Source organism: Bacillota bacterium (assembly GCA_012842395.1).
Classification (GTDB): Bacteria; Bacillota; SHA-98; order UBA4971; family UBA4971; genus UBA6256.
Genome location: DUSX01000002.1, coordinates 1 through 20729 on the forward strand (window position 1 = coordinate 1; position 20729 = coordinate 20729).

At 61.6% G+C, this 20729-nt stretch carries 17 protein-coding genes; 12 read left to right on the plus strand and 5 right to left on the minus strand.

Annotation, left to right across the window (positions count from 1 at the left end; genetic code table 11):
* The 5 genes from GX515_00385 to cas6 all read right to left on the minus strand — a co-directional run.
* Positions 1–606: hypothetical protein (locus tag GX515_00385; protein ID HHY31467.1), on the minus strand; the 606-nt coding region annotated here is incomplete at its 3' end.
* Between the two features lie 317 nt (positions 607–923).
* Positions 924–1631 (minus strand): CRISPR-associated protein Cas5, encoded by a 708-nt coding sequence (gene cas5 / locus GX515_00390; protein HHY31468.1) that lies wholly within the window; start codon positions 1629–1631, stop codon positions 924–926.
* A gap of 42 nt (positions 1632–1673) precedes the next feature.
* The gene (locus GX515_00395; protein HHY31469.1) at positions 1674–2639 is read right to left on the minus strand and encodes a type I CRISPR-associated protein Cas7; all 966 of its coding nucleotides are present in this window, start codon (positions 2637–2639) and stop codon (positions 1674–1676) included.
* A 61-nt stretch (positions 2640–2700) separates the two neighbouring features.
* A complete protein-coding gene (locus GX515_00400) occupies positions 2701–4866 on the minus strand; it encodes a hypothetical protein (GenBank protein ID HHY31470.1) in 2166 nt (721 codons plus the stop codon).
* 33 nt (positions 4867–4899) lie between these two features.
* A complete protein-coding gene (gene cas6 / locus GX515_00405) occupies positions 4900–5649 on the minus strand; it encodes a CRISPR-associated endoribonuclease Cas6 (protein ID HHY31471.1) in 750 nt (249 codons plus the stop codon).
* Positions 5650–6430: 781 nt separating this feature from the next.
* On the opposite strand from cas6, the gene sfsA reads away from it, so the two are divergent.
* From sfsA to GX515_00465, 12 genes are all read left to right on the plus strand, one after another.
* Positions 6431–7204: a DNA/RNA nuclease SfsA gene (sfsA, locus tag GX515_00410; protein HHY31472.1), complete on the plus strand. Its 774-nt coding sequence runs from the start codon at positions 6431–6433 to the stop codon at positions 7202–7204.
* A gap of 541 nt (positions 7205–7745) precedes the next feature.
* The gene (crcB, locus tag GX515_00415; GenBank protein HHY31473.1) at positions 7746–8129 is read left to right on the plus strand and encodes a fluoride efflux transporter CrcB; all 384 of its coding nucleotides are present in this window, start codon (positions 7746–7748) and stop codon (positions 8127–8129) included.
* A 10-nt stretch (positions 8130–8139) separates the two neighbouring features.
* Entirely contained in the window at positions 8140–8514 is a 375-nt protein-coding gene (locus tag GX515_00420; GenBank protein ID HHY31474.1) for a DUF190 domain-containing protein, read from the plus strand.
* Between the two features lies 1 nt (position 8515).
* Positions 8516–9376 carry a hypothetical protein gene (locus GX515_00425; GenBank protein ID HHY31475.1) on the plus strand — a complete coding sequence of 287 codons (861 nt, stop codon included), beginning with the start codon at positions 8516–8518 and terminating at the stop codon, positions 9374–9376.
* Positions 9377–9645: 269 nt separating this feature from the next.
* Complete coding sequence (locus GX515_00430) at positions 9646–9849, plus strand: hypothetical protein (protein HHY31476.1); 204 nt, start codon at positions 9646–9648, stop codon at positions 9847–9849.
* A gap of 388 nt (positions 9850–10237) precedes the next feature.
* Positions 10238–11149 (plus strand): substrate-binding domain-containing protein, encoded by a 912-nt coding sequence (locus GX515_00435; protein ID HHY31477.1) that lies wholly within the window; start codon positions 10238–10240, stop codon positions 11147–11149.
* A gap of 397 nt (positions 11150–11546) precedes the next feature.
* Positions 11547–13124, plus strand: coding sequence for a sugar ABC transporter ATP-binding protein (locus GX515_00440; protein ID HHY31478.1), 1578 nt, complete (start codon positions 11547–11549; stop codon positions 13122–13124).
* 330 nt (positions 13125–13454) lie between these two features.
* Complete coding sequence (locus GX515_00445; protein HHY31479.1) at positions 13455–14420, plus strand: ABC transporter permease; 966 nt, start codon at positions 13455–13457, stop codon at positions 14418–14420.
* Between the two features lie 129 nt (positions 14421–14549).
* A complete protein-coding gene (locus GX515_00450) occupies positions 14550–16634 on the plus strand; it encodes a HAMP domain-containing protein (GenBank protein HHY31480.1) in 2085 nt (694 codons plus the stop codon).
* 173 nt (positions 16635–16807) lie between these two features.
* Positions 16808–17749 carry a substrate-binding domain-containing protein gene (locus tag GX515_00455; GenBank protein HHY31481.1) on the plus strand — a complete coding sequence of 314 codons (942 nt, stop codon included), beginning with the start codon at positions 16808–16810 and terminating at the stop codon, positions 17747–17749.
* Between the two features lie 34 nt (positions 17750–17783).
* Positions 17784–19412, plus strand: coding sequence for a sigma-54-dependent Fis family transcriptional regulator (locus GX515_00460; protein HHY31482.1), 1629 nt, complete (start codon positions 17784–17786; stop codon positions 19410–19412).
* A gap of 253 nt (positions 19413–19665) precedes the next feature.
* Positions 19666–20712 carry a BMP family ABC transporter substrate-binding protein gene (locus GX515_00465; protein HHY31483.1) on the plus strand — a complete coding sequence of 349 codons (1047 nt, stop codon included), beginning with the start codon at positions 19666–19668 and terminating at the stop codon, positions 20710–20712.
* Positions 20713–20729 lie beyond the last annotated feature (17 nt).

The following is a 20729-nucleotide window of genomic DNA, read 5'->3' on the forward strand; positions in this document are numbered from 1 at the left end:
ACGGGTGACCGAACTGCCACGCCGACAGAACGACCCGGGGGAGGAATGTTGTGGTACGCGAGACTCGTATGCCTCGAAACCCAATGATGACGAGGCCTCACAGAAATGAGGTGTCAAACGCCAGTCCGAGAAATACCCCGCAACAAATGCGAAGAACCCATCCAGGTCGCACTCGTCGAAGTCGTTCACACTGAGCGAGTCTTTCCACGGCACCTCGCCGGTGAGGCCCTCGAGGGCGCCGTGATGGTCGTGAATGTCTTGCGCCAGCCGAAGGACCAGAAGTCGCTTTGTCGGCAGCTGGTCGCGCGGAACCTCCCACTGTTCCAGGAGCGTCGCGGCCATGTACGTGAAGAGTGCAGAACCCAGTGGAGCGTGGTTCACTCTCGGACCGCGCCCTAGGATGTGCGCCTGCCATTGCGACCTCGCTTTGCCTGCGTCGTGAGCGAGACCCGCCAGGAAGCCAAGCTTTGAGTCTATATCGCCCTCCGGGCTGCCACACCCCCGCGCGACCTCTAAAAGATGTGCCGACAGGAGGTGGCGTGTTCCCTGCTCGCTGTCGGGTCGGGCAAGACACTCCCGAAAAGCGATTACCTTCTGGTCCGGCATGGCGTTCCCCTCACTCTATCCTGCCTTAGCTCCTTATATCTCGCTAGAACGTCCTCGCTTTCACCATCTGCGATCCTCTTCTTGTGCCGGGCGCGTGGGAGCGCACCCATGCCGAATAAGGGCAAGGCAGACCTCTGGTTGCCGAGTTTCCTGTTGGCAAGTGTGCGACACAGGTATATCAGCGCTGCGGCAACGACGTGACAGCGGTGCGGCAACGCTGCGGGACGCCCCGGCTGTCCTCCTCGGGGCCGACATGATAGTCCCTATGGGAAGAACGATGTGACGCACGAGATAGGGAAAGGCTATCTGAGCACAGACTACCAAAGGCAGATCACCTCTCCCGTGCTGAGCCTCAGGAACCTATATGGTCTTGCCTGTTCCGCGACAGTCTGCGCGGGCTTAAGTCTGATGGGCCGCCCTGCCACTTCATAGACGATGTTTATCGTTCCTCGGAACCTCCGGTCGCCCACGTGCTCATACTGCATCCCGCCGACACGCCCGTACTCTGAGCCCTCACAAGGAATGAGCCGGGAGATCGCGTGACTCGGTAGGACGGTACGCGTCTCGAGCACTTCGTCGGACGAGAGGAGCATGTCTTCAGCATCAACAACCGCACGGAACCTCGGGAATGTGAGGCAGTAGGCGCTCCCTAGATACGTATGGTAACGTGACCTGTTTCCCTTGATCGACGCTGCGAGACTATCGAGACTATCCCCGGCATAGTACACACGGTAGTAAGGGTTCACGACTAGTTCTATGGCCGTTGGTCTGTTGAAGTTCTGGTCGCCGCCGAAAAGCCATCCCTTGCCGTGCATCGACATCTCCTGAGATACTGTCTGGACGCGAGAGAGCAACTGCAAGCCGAACCAGTTCTCTCCCTGAAGGCGCTCCAGCCCGAGTATGGACGCCAGTAGTCCGGACAGCACGGTGCGGGTTATGAACGGGTACGATGCGTGTGTCACCGTGGTGTCCGGCCTGCGGAAGTGGCCAATGCTGCCCCGGAGATCGAATATGAGAACCTGCAACGCGTGGTCACCCCCCTTCAACGACCTACGCGTGGGACTGTCCTACCATAACCTCGCCCGCTCTCCCGGCAGTTCTCCGGTCATGGACAGGCCGGGGTGCACCCAGTACCGGATACGCGCGATTTCTTCGCTAGAGCTCCTTAACACGTCCGCGAGCTCCGACACGTCAAGCGACACGTCGTCAAGCGAAGTGGGAGGCGTTCCGCCGAGCCATACGTCTCTTTCCGGCTTCAAGGCGATGTGATCCTCCAAGTACCCGATTCTGTAGAAAGGGTCCTTGTACTCTGTGTGTACCAGTAGGAGCGGCTGTTGGATGCCTCGGCCACGAGCCTGCCTATGCTGAGTGCCTTTCCAAAGGCCCTCGAGGAGCAATTCAACATCCTGATCCGTCATCCCTGTGTCCTTCGCGATGGTGGCGTTTATGACCCCAGGCATCGCAAACACAGCGAACGGCAGTATGTACGTCGTCCAGATCGTTCCCTGAGCTTTGCCGCTTTCTTCGCCTGCGTCCGTGGCCTTTGCGTCTTGGCTCGGCATCACGACCGTCCCTTGTACGTATTTCGTTTCAACCGGGTGCAACGAATGGGCCCAGCCAAACTGCACTGGTCCAGTTTTGTGGAAGCTTGCTCCCTCCACACTGTACACTGCGCCGAAGACGCGCACATCAAACGCTGCTTTCAGCAGTGCATCTCGGACATCGGCCTCGGCGCCAAGCCCGGCTCGCTCGACCAAGGTCTTGGCCAGGCTTTCGCGACCAAGGAGTTTCCCGTCTTCCTTGCGTTCTTCCCGACAGAACACGAACCACCGCTTATCGGGCCCACCGTCGGGGTGCTTTGCAAGCACGTAGTCCCTCACGTCCCGCTTGATGCTCACATCAGAGAGGGAGATTCGTCCGTCCTCCTCACCAAAGATCCGCCTCGCATCGCTGTCGTTCAACGGATCCCTGTTTGGAATGCCATCCTTCACGCACTTCACAAAGAGGATCTCTCCACTTCTAACACTTGACATGCCGTTCCCTCCTTGACATATCCCCTCTTTGCTTGTCACGCTCTTCTACTCTCACGCATTTCTACCGCTCTGCGCTGTCGTCATGATGCTCAGTAGCTACCTGGGAACCAGCAAGGTTATGGCCCGCCCAGAATGCCGCCATGAACGCGTGCCGGTTGCGAGCGATCTCGTCCTTCGTGCGGGCGAATTCGACCAACACGACGGCAAGACGCCGACGGAAATCCTCTGGTAGATGCATATCCAACCTGCGCGCGACCTCCTCCATGCGCGCCAAGCCTCGCTCGTACACAACCGTGGGCGTGAGGTCTGTGCCGAAGGTCATCACACGATGCTTGAGGAAGTCTTTGCCCTCGCGACCCACTTTCGTCGCGTGCCAATATTGGCGCGAGAAAAGCCCTGTGAGGTGTCCACATGCAAAGCCGAGCTCCTCCGCATCACGAAAGACCATGTCCTCCGGGCGACCCCCGGAAAGCATGGCGTGAATTTCCTTCCAGTCTCTCATTTGTTCACCTCCCTTTTCGCTACGGATTTCTCGGTTGTACTCCTGGAGAAACCGCCTGAACGTCAGGTAGAAGACTATCTCATCGTTCAAACGCGCGTAGCTATCAGGAAGCTGGTGGCCGAGCTCAGACATACGCGCGGCCGAGTTTGCAAGGAAGCGCTCAGAGGCTATGTTCCCTCTATGCATGGTAGTGTTGAGAGAGTCCCAAAGAAAGGGCGCACCAAACGCTGTGCCAAGAAGGTACGGGAGAGAAGTGTAGGTGTGCCGCACGAAAGCCTCTTGTTGCTCATCCATGTTCTTGCCACGCAGCCGACGCGCAATGTCCACTGCGTACTCTCCGAGGCCACTGACGAGCTTCGTGACCTGCCTCGCAGTTGACGGAAGGACGTCTTCGATCGTCGCCCTCAAATGAACGTCGCCGCGAGATGGGTTCCCCGTGAAATATGTCAGATAGAGCCGGTACTCTTCTCGGCTGAACTCTTCTGGCAACACCATCTCGAACCCGGTGATGGCCTTTAGATGCACATCGAGCCGGCGAGCATCGTGGTGCCTAGCGAGCATCCTAGTGATCCCTTCCACGAATTCGTCGCGTGCGTCTTCGTCGCTCAGGAACTCGTCAAGAATCGGCAAGGCCACTACTGACCCCTGTATTGGGTCTATCCGCGCTGCTCTCTTAGCCATGTCCTTGCCAGTGGCACTGGCGACAGGAGAGAAGATCTCCTTGGTGAGCCATGTGTCGAAAGAGGATGACAGCTTCATGAACACGTTGGCACCGTACGAGAGGGCCTTGTAGCATTCAGGGCACACTGCAATCCCCTTGACCATGTTGGCGTTGTTGAGACCGCTCTTACCTTCAGCCCATGAAATCGGGAACGGGCAGTTCCAAGTAGGAAGAAGCCAAGGCCAGGCCTTGCAGTATGCAGAAACCACGCGGCCAGACGCATCGCAGAAGAAGCACTTGCTATCGCTTCCACACTCTTCTCCACCTTCGGTGGCCTCGTCGATCTTTGCCTCCCAGAACCTCTCGAGGACCTTTTCGAGCCTGGCCACTATGTGTTTGCCAGCGGCTATCATGCTCGGCCCCACGTAGGACATTGACGGATCCCCGACCACTATGGCGTCGGCGAGCCCGAACGGGCCATCATCTGTCAACTCCGCTAGCACAACCACGCCGAGCGCCTTCTCCGAAGGGTCGAGCGATGCCGCCCTGATGGCACGGTGCAGCTCGAGGGCTACATTCTCCAACTCGTCCGAGGACAAGGCGAAACCTATTGTCCTTTCGAGGCGCCCAGCAAGAAAGGCTTTGACGCCTTCGCAAGTAGGGCTTTCGTTGAACGCTTTGATGTCTCCATCATATATCGGGTACACGGGGACGCCGTACTTGCCCTGTGGAGTTCTGGGATTCCCGCCCTTTGGCAGAACAAACGGTGCCCCCACGCCTCTCCCAATGTCCTGAACAAACACGTTTTTCTTCCCTTTTGCCCCGCGGCTTGCCCCATATGAACCCCATTGCTGCATGGCGAGCGCCCGTGCGATGCAGCAATGGCTCACTGGTGAAGAGGCTATTGGGCTGCCATCCCGCTTGATCTCCACCACGAATACGTGCGCAAAGAAGTTCCTGGCGTTCTCCGAAGCAACATCTGATATCTGCTTTAGCACCTCGGCTGGAGAGAGCCCGCCCTTCACAAGCGGCCTTCCGAGTCTAACGAGGCTCTCTATCAGCATCGCTTACACCCCCAGAATTCTTCGTTTCCAAGGTCAGCGGGCGCCTGCAGGGCAAAGCTCGACGCATCCAAATCCTTGCGAGTTCTTGGCTCCAAAACCCGCGTCGAGCCCGAGCTGGAGGAGAGCCTGCGGCCCCTCCAACTGGAGCGTGCATGAGTATCCCTTGATCACTGTCCCTAGATACTTGACGATATGCATGCGCGGTTGGCGAAATGGCCGCACGCGGACCGTTCCGTCGGGTGCCGGGCAACCGTGGACGGCCTCGTATTTCTTCCTCAGATTGTCACAGAGCTGTTCTTCGAACTCCGGTTCTCCTGGTTGAAAGTAGCACGTGTACTTTGCACCGTCGGCTTTCGAGAGCGTGCTGTACACAACGATCGGCGACAGCGTTCGCACGATTGCCCTTTCACCGGTTATGGTGGGAGACTGCACTTCCACCTTCTCGATGCCGACCTCTTCCTTGCCGAGTAGAATCGAACCGCGCGCAAGGAGACACGTTGCAAGGGACCCGCAGAAATCATCCGATGGAGATGAGACCACCAGCTTGAGCGAGCCATTGAAGCATATCACCCCTTCTCGGGCATTAATCTCGTAAGGCCCCATGAGCCGCGAGAAGGTAAACATCTTGAAAGACCGCGATCCATGGAGAAAGCCTCGGTCATGGAAAAACGCCGCGGTGATCTGGTCGAGGTTGGCGTAGAGAGATGCCTGGAGCAGCCTGTTGTAGTGTGTGGGTAACCTCAGACTTGAGCCCGCCGGAGAGAAAGTAATACTAAGGCGCATCCAGACGACCTCCTCCTGTCACTACTGAACGGCATTCGTGCGCATTCGCTTTCGCGCTTCTGGTCTTGCGGTACCTGGCTTTGCGTCCTCGATCGTGCGTATTCGGTTCCATGCTTGTTGGGATCACAACGCAGCGACGACGCGTCGGGCATCCGACCTAGCCCGCCACTGGTTCGGCACTTGGGGCCACCCGACGGGACTATCAAGCGGCAAAGAGGGAACTTCTCGTGGAGATCTGGGCTGAGTTGACTGATGCGGCTGCCGCTCAATTCTCGCGTGGCAACTGGCTGGACGGACCACGCTCTTCGGCTGAGCCGTGTGCGCCGAGCCCGACGAATCAGCCATCCCGAGCTAGTCTCTGATTTCGCCGCGAAACGACAAGTTCCTTCCAGAGAGCACGACAAGTCTCGAGCGACGACGCCCTGGCGGCTCCGGTCCATTTCCACTTCGAACAGCATGTCGGCGCGACGGGACCCGAAACGGCGGGGTACTTGTCGAAGACCTGCCTATCCAATAGCGAAAGGGAGGCCCGACGGCGGAGAGTGTGCTATCGGTGCAAGATCCAGCGTTGTCCATGCCAGCGTTGTCCACCCCAGCCACGCCGGATCTGACGATCGTGGCAGCGGTCGGCGGGAGGGCTGGCATACACTCGAGTTCGGCGAGATAGCGAGGTACAATGGACCAAGGCAGGGGCTCGCGGGAAAAGGGGTGCGCAAACGGTGCCATGTTTGAAACAGTGCCATGCTTGAAACGAGATGAGAGCCTGATCGCAGGAACCTTCATGTCCAGACCGAACCGCTTCCTTGCAACCGTGAGGCTCGACACGCACCTCGAAACCGGCGAGGTCGGCGGTGTCGTTGCTGTTCACGTGGCCGATCCCGGGCGCCTTGAGGAGCTACTGGTGCCCGGTCGCTTGGTCTATCTCGCGAGCGCGCGCACGAAGTCGCTCGGAGGTTTCGAAGCGCCAGCACCCGACCCTGTCGCGCCCCGGCCGACGGCGGCGGGGCGTCACGGCCCACGCGAACCTCACGGCTCTCGGCGCAAAACTTCGTACGACCTAGCGCTTGTCGACCATGAAGGGCTTCTCGTGTCAGTCGATTCGAGGGTTCCCAACGACCTCGTGTTTGCCGGCTTACAGGTGGGATTCTTCCCAGACCTCGCGCTCTACTCAGAAGTCCGGCGCGAATGCGCGTACGGAGAGAGTCGCATGGACTTCCGGCTTTCAGGATCGGCCGCAGGTGACTGCCTGCTCGAGGTGAAGTCTGTGACCCTCGTGAGGGGCGGGCGGGCCCTGTTTCCGGACGCCCCGACGGCGCGGGGGTTGCGCCATGTGCGCGAGCTTGCCCGGGCCGTTGCGCAGGGGCTCAGGGCCATTGTGGTGTTCGTCATCCAACGTGACGATGCTGAGTCCCTTTCTCCCAACGACGAGACCGACCCCGCCTTTGGGGCAGGGCTCCGCGAGGCGGTACGGTCAGGGGTTGAGGTGCGCGCATACACGTGCCGGGTGGCGCTGGATAGGATCTGTCTGCACCGGGAGGTGCCTGTGCTCCTCTAGTGAGAAGGGTGCAGGGTCGTAGTGAATGCGGCAGGTAACCAAGCCCGGGCTCGGACGTTCCTTGTACGCGACGCGGAGGCGACAGATAGCAGGCGAGCCAACTGCCCCTGGGGGCGTCGTGTCAGCCTTGGAGTTGCCTACGCATACTCACCGCGGATTTCGAAGAGGGGCGTCGCCAGCCTCCTTGCCACGCCGTTAGCCTTGGCTTCTTGGACGCGGTTGGGGCCTTTCGCTCAGGATTCGAACGAAGCCCGCCGCAAGCGCGCCATCCAAGCAGAGCTACACCGGCAACCCTGGGTGAAACCGACCTTTACATGCGCGCACAACCACATGGACCCGAGCATGAGTTGCAGGATTCTCGTCCCATCACGGCGAATAGAACAGGTGCTTAGCGCCGTGTTACCTCGTCGAACTCATCTGAGCACTGCGCAAGCGGGCAGTTCTGAGGACCGCGCAAGCGGGTGATGGAGTCCGCCGTAACCGCCCGACAGGGCTGATGACTCCTGCCATGAGCAAGCCATAGGGAGGGGTCATCAGCGTAATGGATATAGCGAGAGTGTTGCTGGTTGGGCTCGGCGGTTTTGTCGGGGCTGTCCTGCGATACAGCCTTGGGGGGTTCGTGCACAGATACCTCGATGCAGCGCGGTTTCCGTACGGTACCTTCACGGTGAACCTGCTAGGTTGCCTGGCCATAGGGTTTCTGGCCGGCATGGCTGACGCGCGCGGGGCGTTTACACCTGAGCTCCGCGTGTTCGTTTTTGTCGGCTTAATCGGGGCCTTCACCACGTTTTCCACCTTCACCTATGAGACAATGAGCTTCCTGCGCGACGGGCAGGCTCTAGCTGCCGTTGTCAATGTGGCGTTGCATGTCCTGCTGGGCCTCGCTGCCGTGTGGGCAGGCGATGCGCTATCCCGATGGATGTGAGGTGATTGCGATGGTGCTTCCAGAAGACGGATTGCTTCTCAGGGTCTTCATCGGCGAGAGCGACAAGCACGATGGCATCCCTCTATACGAGTGGATCGTTCGTAAAGCCCGGGAGCACGGGCTAGCCGGCGCGACGGTCCTGAGGGGCATCATGGGTTACGGCGGTCACAGCCGGATCCACTCCGCCAAGATCCTCAGGCTTTCCGAGGACTTGCCTGTGATTGTCGAGATCGTTGACGTGCGCGAGCGGCTTGAGGCATTCCTGTCCGTCATCGACGGCGCGATACCGGAGGGGCTGGCTACGACGGGGAGCGTCCGGGTTAGGTTCTACCGCGGCGGGACAGGGCGAGGGACGACGCAAGGAACTGGGCGGGGAGTGGGATGAGGTGCAGGGCAGGGCATTGGAGAGGTCAGGGAGGGGAGGGACGCACGCCATATCGCGGCACACGACTTACTACAAACTCCGGGACGCCATGACAAAGCCGGGCTGTCCCATATGCAGGCTTGTGAGCGACGCGGTTGCTCGCTACCTCGAGACGTTCCTCTATGAGAATGTCAACGATCCCGGCATGCGGGCGGACCTACGGCGGTCCAACGGCTTCTGCCCTGAGCACGCCGAGCTGCTTCGAGAGCACGGGGACCCGCTCGGCCACGCCATCATCTACGGGGACCTCGTCGACCACGTGCTCGAGTTGCTTGAGAGCCTCCTCCGGGTCTGCGGTAGCGGCAGTGTGCGGTTGCCCGCGACTGGGACGGTCGCCTCAGTGGTGGACGACTTGCTTCCCGGGCGCAGATGCCCGGCGTGCCTTGTGGCGCGTGAGGCAGAGCAAAGGTATATCGAGGTGCTAATCGCTGAGCTGGGATCGATGAGCGACATCGGACCAAGTTCCGACCCCGGGCGGGGCACGGGTGTTGGATCCAGCGTCGGCCTCGGGTCTAGCGCCCGGCTTGGGTCGGCCGCCTTCGAATCGGGCCCCGACCTCGAGAGGGCGCTTGCGTCATCTGACGGGCTGTGTCTTACCCACCTCGTTCAGGCATTGAAGGCGTCGCGATACGGGGCGGCTGCCACGAGGCTCCTGCAGGCGTCCATAGCGAAGCTGGAGGAGCTGAAGGCCCAGCTTGCTGAGATAAGGCGGAAGCACGACTACCGCTTCTCCGGCGAGCCGTGGGGGCCCGAGAAGGACGCTTGGGCGAGGGCCGCAGCGCTTTGGAGCGGGCATCCGGCACAGAAGGGGCATACCCCTTGACACGTGATCGGCTATATAGCACTCCTAGCCCTTGTGGGCGTCAGGGCGACCATAAGCGGCGTGATCTTCGGGGCTACCATTGCATCAACCGATGAGCGTGGAATGTGGAATACAGTGGAATAGAGATGTGGCGGCAGGCTTCGTCGAGATTTCTCTTGCACCATCTAGATGCATGGCCAGTCTGTGCCCACGCGTGACGCCGCGCGGGCATTTTCCGTCGCAAGGTGGGCAAGCTACTCCTAGACTGCATTGACCCGGGGTGGATGCTCATGGGTACCAAGGACGAACGAATCGAGGAGATCATGCGCTTCGTTACGAAGCACAAGGAGTCCCAGGCAACGCGGGCCGTCTTCGGGCGCATACTCGGCCGCTACGACATGGAGGTCGGCAGCGAGTCCCTGCGCCAACTACGCGACGGGCTTGACAAAGCCAGCGACGAAGAGGTCGAATCGCTGTACTACATCGTGCGCTGACGCGCTCGTCCGCCATCACCATATGCATATATGCATGCTCTGCCGCGGTGCCATGGTTCGTTACCACGCGCGGCTGTCCGCATCCTCACATCTTCCAGCCTTGGCATTCAAGTCCACCTGTGGAAAAGGGATAGTGCACAATTCGTGTGCACCTGCACACCGAACGGTCGCACAAGAAATGTGCGGCCTACGAGCGAGCCGCCTGCGTGATGCCTCCGAGCGCGGCGGCGCCGGCTCGACTTCGCTCCTGTCCTCCTAGAAATGCCAGTTCTGGCGGCGTTCCAGCGACGCCTTTAGCTTTTGGACGGTGTTCTGGCACGCGCCTTGCGAGGATCCTTGGCCGGAAAGACCGTTGCGCAACGGCTGCATGAAAGGAGGTCCATCACAGATGAAACGCTGGCTTTCGGTGGTTATCCTGGCGGTCATGGTTTTCGGGCTGATGGGCGTTCAGGAAGCCTTCGCTGCTACGAAGCTGATCGGGGTCACGCTGCTCACAAGGGAGCACCAGTTCTACAGGGATCTCGAGGCCGGGCTTCGCAGCGAGGCTGCGAAGTACGGGTTCGAGCTGCAGGTGGTGGCGGGCGAATTCGACTTCGGCAAGCAGGCGGCGCAGATCGATGACTTCATCTCCAAAAAGGTCGACGCGCTGATCATAGCCCCGTGCGACTCGCTCGCGGTGGGAGGCTCCATCGCCGAAGCTAACAAAGCCGGTATACCGGTCTTCACGGTCGACATCATGAACCTCTCTCCCCAGGGCAAGGTGGTTTGTGCGGTGCAGTCTGACAACGTCGAAGGCGGTCGCCAGGCGGGCAGGCTTATGGTCCAGGCGCTCAAGGACAAAGGCGGCAAGGTGGTCATAATCAACCACCCTGGCGTCACGTCGGTGTTGGACAGGGTGGAGGGTTTCCGCGAGATAATCGCTCAGCACCCCGAGATCAAGATAATCGCGGACGTCCCGGCGTGGGGTCAGCGCGACAGGGCCATGGCCGCGATGGAGGACATCCTTCTCAGAGTGCCCGACGTTGCCGGTGTGTTCGGTATCAATGACGACTCCGCGCTGGGCGCGGTCGCCGCCATCGAGGCCGCAGGCAAGCTGGGCAAGATCGTGGTCGTCGGCTACGACGCTACGCCTGAGGCGAAAGACGCGATCAAGGCCGGGAAGATCTACGGCGACGCGATCCAGTACCCGACGCTCATAGGCCAGAAAGCCATCCAGGCCATTGCGGACTACTTCGCCGGCAAGAAGGTGCCAGAGAAGATCAACGTCGAGGTCGGCGTGTGGACTAAGGACAGCAAGTAAACGCCGGGCGGTGATGCTGCCTGGCTAGCGTCCGGTCTTGCGCTGAAGGTGAGGTTAGTTAAGGAAACGGGCGCCCAGTGCCAGGTGTCCTCCGGTGTCCAATGCATGGCGTTGGGTGTCAGCGCCAAGGGGCAAATGGCAAGTGCGGGCAAGCGGGCACTCGGCACTCGGCACTCGGCGTTCGGCAGGCAGCAGAGGCGGCAAGCGGCAAGCGGCAGGCGGCGCGTGGCATGCCGGGCAGGGCGAGGGTTGGAGACGCGGCCATCACGGATGGCTGCCATAGCCGGTCCCACCTTCGACCCTGACCCGGCCGACCGCTGACCGCTGTGCGCGCGCATGAGTTGTGCACGCGAGCTGGAGCGTCTAGAGCGTAGGGAACGGGGGAGGAGGGCCTCCAATGCCGGTCAAAGCAGGGCAGGCAGGGCAGGGGGATGACCAAGCGGCTCCGGTGGGCGGTGGAGCGGACCAAGCACCGTATCTTCTCGAGATGCGCAATATCACAAAGGACTTCCCTGGGGTCAGGGCGCTGGACAACGTCAGCTTCACACTGGCCCCGGGAGAAGTGCATGCGCTCGCGGGCGAGAATGGCGCAGGCAAGTCCACGCTCATAAAGATACTCGCAGGCGCCGAGCGCATGACCTCGGGGGAGATATTCATCGGTGGCACGAAGGTGGACATAACGGGGCCCCTCCATGCGAAGAAGCTCGGCATAAGCGTGATCTATCAGGAGTTCGACCTCATACCCTTCCTGTCTGTCGCCGAGAACATCCTCCTCGGGCGGGAGCCGCGCAAAGGCGCATTCATCGACTGGCGTGCGCTTTACGCGCAAGCCGGCGGGGCCCTCCAGAGACTCGGCATAGACCTTGATCTGCGCGCCATGGTAAACGACCTCAGCGTCGCGCAGAAGCAGATGACGGAGATAGCGAAGGCGGTATCCACTGACGCCCGTATCATTGTGATGGACGAACCCTCCGCTACGCTCACCCTGCGGGAGCAGGCGCACCTCTTCGACCTCGTGCGGACGCTCAAAAAGCAGGGGGTGGCCATCATCTACATCTCCCACCGGCTCGAGGAGCTCTTCGAGATAGCCGACCGCGTGACGGTCCTCCGCGACGGCAAGCGGGTCATGACAGCCCCCGTCAGAGAAGTCACGAGGGAGCAACTCGTGAAGCACATGGTCGGGCGCGAGTTGACGGGCGACTATCCGAGGAGGACTCGCCAGCCGGGCAAAGAGATCCTCCGGGTGAAGGGGCTTTCGAGGCGGGGGATCATTCATGATGTGAGTTTTTCACTTCGCGAGGGCGAAGTCCTCGGCATCACGGGGCTCGTCGGGTCCGGCCGGACTGAGATCGCCCGCGCAGTCTTCGGTGCGGACCCGGCAGATGCGGGAGAGATATACCTTGCCGGGGAGCGTCTCCATATCAGGGAGCCGCGTGCGGCCATTCGCGCCGGGATCAGCCTTGCGACAGAAGACCGCAAGGAACAGGGATTGGTCCTCATCATGAGCGTCCGCGAGAACGTGACGCTTGCGAACTTGCGCGCGCTTGCGAGGCGCGGTTTCGTGGACAGGAAGCGGGAGAACGTGGAAGCATCGCGGCTTGTCCAGTCACTTGCCATCAAGACTGCGGGTCTGGAACAGAAAGTGCAGAACCTGAGTGGCGGCAACCAGCAAAAGGTCGTCCTGGCGAAGTGGCTCTTTACCAATTCGAAGGTAGTGATATTCGACGAGCCGACCCGGGGGATAGACGTCGGGGCGAAGCAGGAGATATACCGGCTGATGAACGACCTTGCCGAACAAGGCGTCGGGATAATCATGATCTCGTCGGAGCTTCCGGAGGTCCTCGGGATGAGCGACCGCATCCTCGTGATCCACGAGGGCAGAGTGCAGGCCGAGCTGACCCGGGAGGAGGCTACTCAGGAGAAGATCATGAGTTACGCCACGGGCGGGTCTGTGGCTCCGCCGCGGGCCGGCTGAGGGCGTGGCAACGGGCGGGGGCGGCACCGGCGGGCGTCGCGTCGCGTCGCGTCGGCCGGCGCACTGGGTCTAAGGAGGGGACTACGCGTGTCGAACTTGCGCAAGAACCTGGCTCAGGTGGTGCTGTTGGGGGTGGTTGCCCCGGGTGGTGCCGGCGCCGGTTGCGACGGGCGCGGCGGCGGCGCGACCGCAAGCGCGACCACAAGCACGGGAACGAACATGGCTACAGGCGCGGGCACGAGCACGGCCGCGGCGGTGACCACGACCACTGCTGGCCCGGCGAGCCCGGGCGCAACCGTCCTCCGACGCGGGACGGGCTTCGGCGCGAGGATGGGCCGCATGTTTGAGGATTACGGCATGGCGCTGGTCTTTGCCGGGATATGCATACTCTTCACCATCTGGACAAAGGGGCTTTTCATAAGGCCCGACAACATCGTGAACGTGCTGCGGCAGATCTCGATCAACGCTTGTATCGCGACTGGCATGACGTTCGTGATAATCACCGGCGGCGTGGACCTTTCGGTTGGGTCGGTCCTCGCGGTGGTCGGGATCGTCACGGCAAAGCTCCTCACGAGACTGCCCGGGGTGGTCGGGGTGCCGCTCGCGATCATCGCATCGTGCGTCGTCGGGCTCATGATCGGTGGAGCGATGGGCGCCGTGAACGGCTTCACCATAACGCGATTTCGGGTCCCGCCGTTCGTGTCCACCCTCGCGATGATGACAGCAGCCAGGGGAATTGCGTTCCTGCTCTCCGACGGCCGCCCCGTCTGGAACCTTCCGCTTCAGTTCAATTTCATCGGACGCGGGTACGTCCTAGACAAGCTTTTCGGACCGTGGATTCCGATGCCGGTGGTCATCATGGTCGTGGTGATGGCCATAGCCCACGTCATCCTCACACGCACCCAGATCGGCCGCTACGTGTACGCAGTTGGAGGCAACGAGGAGGCCGCAAGGCTGTCCGGGATAAACGTCGCGCGCGTCAAGATGTTCACGTACAGCCTGAGCGGCGTGACCGCGGCCCTCGGCGGCATCATCCTCATATCCCGCTTGGCCTCGGGGCAGCCGGGCGCAGGGGAGTCGTACGAGCTCTACGCGATCGCGGCCACGGTGCTGGGTGGCACGTCCATGTCGGGCGGCAAGGGGACCATGGTGGGCACAGCGATAGGCGCTCTCATAATGGGGGTTCTCAATAACGGCTTGAACCTGGCAGGGGTGGAGTCGTACAGCCAGAACGTCGTCCTTGGCGCGGTCATCCTGGGTGCCGTCCTGATTGATAGGCTGAGAAAGGGCGCCTGAGAGGCAGGGACGGGGGCCGCGCGACGGAAATCCGGGGTGCAGGAATGTTCGGCGTGGTGTCGAAGTCGAAAAACGATAAAGTTGAACCAGTCTGCCGTTATCCAAGGAAGGCAGGGGGCCTCGGTCGGCGTGGTTAAGCCACTCCGCACAAGAGCGTTGCCTGGCGCAACGAGCCTGCAGGCGAGGATCATCTTGTACCTCGTTCCGCTCCTTGCTGTGCTTGTTTCCACTCTTACAATGCTCGGCATGGGCATGATCAGGCGAGGCATCATCGGGCAGATGCAGCGCGATGGCGTGGCCCTCGCGCGTTCGTATGCCTTGAGCGCCGAGAACGCCATCATACTGGGATCGGGGCTCGGTCGCGTCACGGGCGAGGCATCGCGATCGAGCGGGGTTCGCTACCTCAAGATCGTGGACGGGAAAGGCGTGGTCATCGCCCACACTCACGTGTCGGACATCGGGAAGCGCGACGTGGACCCCTGGGTCGAGGAGGCCCTCTCAGGCCCCATCACCGCCGTGCAGGTGGGGAGCCAGCCCATATCCGGGATGAGCCCTGCCGAAGGCGACTCCGGTGGCGACCAGGTTTTCAGGGTGGTAGTCCCATTGGTCGTGCTTGATTCCGTGGTCGGCGCGCTCGACCTCGGCCTCGACACCGCAGGCGTGTTCGAGACCTTGAGGCAATCCGCGCGCCAGTCGTTGGTCGTTGCTGCGGTGGGCCTCGTGTTCGGAGCCTTCTACGCCTGGTCGTTCGCGCGTGCCTTCACGCGTCCCATAGGGAGGCTGGCTCATGCCGCGGACATGATCGCCCGCGGCGACCTCGACCAGGAGGTGGCGCTCGAGTCCAGGGACGAGATCGGGAGGCTCGCCGTCTCGTTCAACCGCATGGCGCGCAGTCTCAAGGAGTACATGGGAAACCTGCGTCGCGCGAACATTGAGATCGAGGCCCGCGCGGAGACCATCCAGAAGCTCATGAGCTACACTGAGGACATCCTCGCAAACATCCCGGCGGGCGTGATTACGGTGGACCTCGATGGGAAAGTGACCGTGGCGAACGCTGCGGCTCGGAGGCTTCTGGACGGTGCCAGGGAGAGCGCCAAGAGCGCTGCTTGTGCGGCCGGCTCCATATCCTGTGGGGGTGCGGCGGCTGGGTCCGATGCAGACGCATCGTGCGGGTGCGAGGCAGGCAGCGCGCGGGACGAGAATGCGGGAGGCCCCCAGGCGCAGGCGCCCTCGGGTCGCCCGTGCGAGGTCACCGATATCATCGGGATGAATTACCGCGAGGCCTTGGCGGCCGCCCCCGCCATCGTGGCGCTCATAGACGACGCGCTCGCACAGGGGCGCACGAAGCGCGGCTGCGAGACCACGATGCCCGTCAGGGGCGCCTCCGTGGCCCTTGTGGCGAGCAGCAGCGTGCTCTTGGACCGGAACGAGATGCCTATCGGCGTGGCGGTTACCTTCGAGGACGTGACGGAGTTGCGCGACCTCCAGCGGCAGGTCCACGAGGCGGCCAAGCTGGCGGCGGTCGGCGAGCTTTCGGCTGGCCTCGCGCACGAGGTGCGTAACCCGTTGGGAGCCATAAAGGCATGTTCGCAGTTCTTGGAAGACCGCGTGCCCGAGGACGAGTCCTTGAGGCGTTTCACAAGGATACTCGTGCGGGAAGTGGACAGGCTCGACCAACTCGTGGAGAGACTGCTGGGTTTCGCGCGGCCGAAGGAGAGCGACATGCAGTATGTCGACATCCACGAGGTGCTGGACCGCATGGTGTCGCTCGTGAGCCTGAAGGCGAAACAAGCCCGGGTGGAGATCGTGCGGCGCTACCAGCCCGACCTGCCGAGGGTGTTCGCGGACCCCGAGAAGCTCCAGCAAGCATTCCTCAACATCATGTTGAACGCCATCGACGCCATGCCCCATGGCGGGATCCTCGCGGTGGCCACGGCGGCCTGCGGAGGGCATGAAGGGACCGCAGGCAGCAAGGTGAGGATAGATTTCCGTGACACGGGTGTCGGGATACCAGCGGACCAACTCGACAAAGTCTTTACTCCATTCTTCACGACCAGGGAGGGAGGAACCGGGCTTGGCCTTGCCATCGCCCGGCGTGTCGTGTCCGAGCACGGCGGCGAGATAACTGTCGAAAGCCGGCCTGGCGTGGGAAGCGCGTTCTCGGTCTTCCTTCCCATCACCAGGGACACGCTGCCTGCGGGTCACCTGACATGAACCATGTCGTGATGTGAACCATGTCGTGACCGGCGCGGCGCCCGTCCCAGAGGCGTGAGAGTGTAAGCTGAGGAGACCACGAAAGAGGCCTGTCGGGCGGGCCTTGTCCGGATGGACGGAGGCCCGGCCAGCGAGCGGTTCGAGCGCATCGGTGCGGGGGAGGGAATACTGTCATGCGGAGATGGCACGGGTGGGCTCGCGTTCTGGTTCTCCTGACCGATCTTGCGGTCATGGCCATTCTCGTCGCAGGCACGGGTGCGTTAGCGGCAGGGCCCGTCCCTGCGAAGCGCCGGATAGCGGCGTCCCTTCTCACAAGCAAGCACGGGTTTTACCAGGAACTCGAGGAGGGCCTGGTCAGCGAAGGACGTAAATACGGGTTCGAACTGGACATCACCTATGCTGAGTTCGACGCGGTCAAGCAGGCCCGCCAGATCGAGGATCTCATCGCCAAGAAGCCGGACGCCTTGATCATCTCGCCGTGCGACTCCACCTCCATCGGCGAGAGCGTCGTGAAGGCGAACAAGGCCTCGATCCCCGTCTTCACGGTGGACATCGCGAATCGATCGGGCTACGGCAGCGTGGTCTCGCATATCGCGTCCGACAACTTCGAGGGGGGACGGCTTGCGGGGCAGCTCATGGCTAAGGCGCTCGGCGGATCAGGCAAGGTCATCATCATAAACCACCCAAGCATTACATCTGTGATGGACAGGGTGAGCGGGTTCCGCGAGTATCTCGAGCAGTATCCGGGGATACAGATCGTCGCGGACATCCCGGCGTGGGGCCAGAGAAGCCGTGCTACCGCCGTCATGGAAGACGTCTTGATGATGATGCCGTACATTGACGGGGTTTTCGCGATAAACGATGACTCCGCACTCGGGGCGCTTCAGGCTATCGAAGCCGCGCGCGTGAAGCGGCGCATCATCGTGGTGGGTTACGACGGCACGGCGGAGGCGGTCAAAGCCATCCGGGCATCGAAGATATACGGTGACGTGGTTCAATACCCGAGGCAGATAGGCGTGCTGGCGATCCAAGCCATACGCGACCATTTCAACGGGGTGCCGGTGAAGCCCTACATCGCCGTGGATGTGGGGACCATTACCGCTGATAACCTGTGAGGTTCGCGGGGCTCGTGGCATGGAGGCGAAGGGCTTGACAGGCGAGGGAGGCAAGGGAACCACGACCTCCATCCTCGTCGTGGACGACGACGAGGGCATCCGTGACACGCTTGAGGCTGTGCTCTCGGAAGAGGGCTACCAGGTGGCTGCGGCGAGCACGGGCAAGGCCGCGTTGGAGCTTGCTCGCGGTCGCGAGTTTCACTTGGTGCTTCTCGACTTGAGAATGCCTGACATGAGCGGTCTCGAGATCCTCCCGCGCCTGCGTAGCGAGCTCCCGCGCGCCCCGATCATCATCATGACCGCTTACGGGACGATCAAGACGGCGGTTGAGGCGGTGAAGCAGGGAGCGTACGACTTCGTCTCGAAGCCCTTCGACCTCGACGAGATGCGCATTACGATAGAAAAGGCCCTCGCCCACGAGCGGCTGAAGATGGAGAACGAGCGCCTGCGGACCATGCTCGAGGACGAGCTCGTATTTCAGGAGATCGTCGGGAGAAGCGCCAAGATGCGAGCGGTGTTCGAGCTCATCAGAAAGGTCGCGAATCACGACGTGACCGTTCTCATCGTGGGAGAGAGCGGCACCGGGAAGGAGCTGGTGGCAAGGGCGATCCATTACAACAGCTCGCGCCGGGCGGGCCCCTTTCTGAAGCTCAATTGCGCTGCGCTGCCGGACGCGCTGCTTGAAAGCGAGCTGTTTGGCTACGAGAAAGGCGCGTTCACCGGCGCGCAGATGAGGAAACCAGGGCGTTTCGAGTTGGCAGACGGTGGCACGCTCTTCCTGGACGAGATCGGGAACATGAGCCCGTCCATGCAGGTCAAGCTGTTGCGGGTCCTCCAAGAGAAGGAGTTCGAACGGGTTGGGGGCAAAAGCACCGTCAAGGTGGATGTTCGCATACTCGCTGCGACGAACTCCAACCTCAGGTCCGAGGTGGCGAAGGGAACTTTTCGGGAGGATCTGTACTACCGGCTCAACGTGGTGCAGATCTGCGTGCCGCCGCTTCGGGAGCGCAAGGAGGACATCCCCCTCTTGGCGCAGCATTTCATCAAGGAATTCAACGTGTCCCTCGGCAAGGAGTTTGCGGGTGTGTCGCCGCAGGCCATGAACCTTCTCACAAGGTACGACTGGCCCGGGAACGTGCGGGAGCTCAAGAACGCGATCGAGGCTGCCATGCTTTTGGGCGAGGGACCGTTCATCATGCCTGAGCACCTGCCGGAGGAGGTGACCGGCACCCAGACCAACGCCGCAGAAAGAGGGCAGGTCACGCCGGCAACAGCGCCGCCCATGGCGGGCTCCCCGGATTGCGCAGTCCCCATCCCTGTCTCCTCCCGAGCCTTCGACGATCCTAGCAGTTCTGCGTGTGGAGCGGTTCCCGCTTCCGTTTCCGCTTCCGCTTGCGCTTCCGTCCCGCAATCCACAGCCATACCGAGGCCGACGCCCACGCCGACTCCGACTTCGACTCCGACTCCGACTCCGGGTTCCGGCGTCTCTCCCGTTGACCCTGCCGCGAATGCATCTCTCGATGCTGTAGAGCGGGAGCACATCCTCCGCGTGCTGAGGCAGTGCTCGTGGAATCAGTCCAAGGCCGCCTGGGTGCTCGGTGTGCACCGCAACACGCTGCGCAAGAAGATAAAGCAGTACGGCCTGGAGAGAACGAGGGTCTGACGCGTGCTTCGGCGGGGAGGGAGAGGGGCGCCGTCCCGAGCGCAGCACCGGCAACCCGTAAGTGCTGGAAACAAAGCGAAGGCTAACCCACACTCACTCGGGCGGAGGGAAGTGGGCCGTCTGGGCTGTATTGCAGAAGGAAACCTTGCTGACATGACGAATAAACAAGGGACGCCGCGGCGGAGCCCAGAAAGGGGCGTTCAAGGGCAACGTGTGCCGCCGTGGTCAGTTCTTAGGGGGAGGGTAAACGGGTATGGCAGTGTCCAGAAGGCTAGGGAAGGCATGGAGCGTTGCGTTGCTGTGCGTGCTTGTACTCGCGCTTGGGGTGTCGGTGGGCGCCGCCGCTCCGAAGGCGAGGGTCGCAGTGGTGTTCGCCACCGGAGGTCTCGGAGACAAATCCTTCAACGATTCGGGCTTTGCAGGGCTCAAGCGGGCCGAGAAGGAGCTGGGGATAGAGTCCCAGTACGCCGAGCCGCAGCAGATAGCGGAATACGAGACTTTGCTCATGCAGTTTGCGCAGACAAAGAGGTATGATCTCATCGTGTCCATCGGTTTTGACCAGGCCGACGCGCTGAAGGTGGTGGCGGGCAGATTCCCCAACCAGAAGTTCGCCATTATCGACACGGCGGTCGATGCCCCGAACGTTGCTTCATACGTATACAAGGAGCAGGAACGCGGTTTCGTGCTCGGCGTAATCGCAGGCCTCATGACCACGAAGACGGGCGACCCGCGGATCAACCCTGAGAAAGTCATAGGTGTGGTGGGCGGAATGGACATCCCGCTCATCAACGCGAACATCGCGGGATACATGGCGGGCGCGAAGTACGTGGATCCTGAGATCAATGTGCTGTATTCATACGTAGGCGCTTGGGCCGACCCCGCCAAAGGAAAGGAACTCGCCCTCGTGCAGTTCAACCAGGGGGCGGACATCGTTTGGCAGGCTGCGGGCAGGTCTGGTCTGGGCGTCATCAAGGCGGCCGAGGAGACGAACAGGTATGCCTTGGGCGCTGATTCCGATCAGTGCTATCTCGCGCCCAAGAACGTGCTGACGAACGGCATGAAGTTCGTGGACAATACCATCTACACCGCGATCGAGCAGGTCATCTCCGGCAAGTTCAAAGGCGGGACTCACGTGCTCGGCCTTGCCGAGAAGGGCCTTGGCTACACCACGAGCCTGGTACCGCCGGACGTGGCAGCAAAGGCCGACGCGCTTGCCCAGAAGGTCATCTCGGGCGAGCTCAAGGTCCCCGAGACGATACAGGACGTGGACGCGTGGTTGAAAGCCCAGAAGAAGAAGTAGGGCAGAGCGCTCAGAGC